Source organism: Burkholderia sp. KCJ3K979 (genome assembly GCF_016759955.1).
In the GTDB taxonomy this organism is placed as follows: Bacteria; Pseudomonadota; Gammaproteobacteria; order Burkholderiales; family Burkholderiaceae; genus Burkholderia; species Burkholderia orbicola.
Genome location: NZ_JACFYV010000485.1, coordinates 1 through 403, shown reverse-complemented (window position 1 = coordinate 403; position 403 = coordinate 1). Strand labels below are relative to the sequence as shown.

The following is a 403-nucleotide window of genomic DNA, read 5'->3' as shown; positions in this document are numbered from 1 at the left end:
AGTTAGATTTTATTATCTCCCCACAGCATGTATCTGCACGAGTTCAGGAACTGGAAAACCTGACTATCAGTGAACTACCACCGCTGCGATTGGGCTTTCTCGTTTCTCGCCGTTATGAAGGGCGACAGGAGCAAGAGCTGCTTCAGGAGCTGCCCTAGCTACAAATGCGCTTTCAAAACCGGGCTAACTTCGAAGCAATGATTGATGCGAATATGCGTCCTTGTGGGATCAATCCAACCATTATTTATCGTCCCTATAGTTTTATGGCTAAAATCAGCGCCGTGGAGCGGGGACATTTTCTGACGGTGATCCCGCATTTTGCCTGGCGACTGGTGAATCCGGCAACGCTGAAATATTTTGATGCGCCGCACAGGCCGATGTATATGCAGGAATATCTTTATTC

Annotated in this window: 1 protein-coding gene; it reads left to right on the top strand. The window is 47.9% G+C overall.

Going from position 1 to position 403, the window contains the following annotated elements; all coding sequences use genetic code 11:
• Positions 1-164: 164 nt before the first annotated feature.
• The coding region (locus H3O04_RS35755) for a hypothetical protein (RefSeq protein WP_202589556.1) at positions 165-403 on the top strand (239 nt) is incomplete at its 3' end.